Source organism: Enterobacter sp. IF2SW-B1, from assembly GCF_001743375.1.
GTDB classification, from domain to species: Bacteria; Pseudomonadota; Gammaproteobacteria; order Enterobacterales; family Enterobacteriaceae; genus Enterobacter; species Enterobacter bugandensis.
In genome coordinates this window covers 1-434 of sequence record NZ_MJAA01000268.1, presented here as the reverse complement: position 1 = coordinate 434, position 434 = coordinate 1, and the positions used below count along the sequence as shown (strand labels likewise).

The following is a 434-nucleotide window of genomic DNA, read 5'->3' as shown; positions in this document are numbered from 1 at the left end:
GCAAACACCGCCGCACCGACAATCGGGGTAACCACAAAGGCCGCCGCCCCGCCCACGCTGGCGGAAATTTCCGGCGCCACCACGGCTTCCATATCAAGTTCGCGCCGCACGAGGTTGACTGAGCCTTTCATGGCGATGTCCGCTTCCAGCCCATCCCCCAGCGTGTCGTCCGTGTGCAGCACGCCGTCCTTGATCCACGCAGTCCTGCGGATGGCATCGTAATAGAACCCTTCGCTGAAGGTGTCGCTGAAATCGAAGCGCAGCTTGCGAAGCAGCGCATCAAACCTCAGCAGACGCAGGATCTGCCCGGCACGCCCCGTGCTCACGTCGGCGATCTCACCTTTGCCAAAGTGTGTTTTCAGAATACCGTTCAGTGACGCTTCGTCCGGTGTCCACGGCGCGGCACGCCAGTGAAGATCGTAATTAACGTTAAA

General features: G+C 60.1%; 1 protein-coding gene. It reads right to left on the bottom strand.

Annotated features, from left to right (window positions below; translation table 11 throughout):
- A partial coding sequence (locus tag A6013_RS24360; protein ID WP_302622511.1) for an AsmA-like C-terminal region-containing protein occupies positions 1 to 434 on the bottom strand: 434 nt, incomplete at both ends.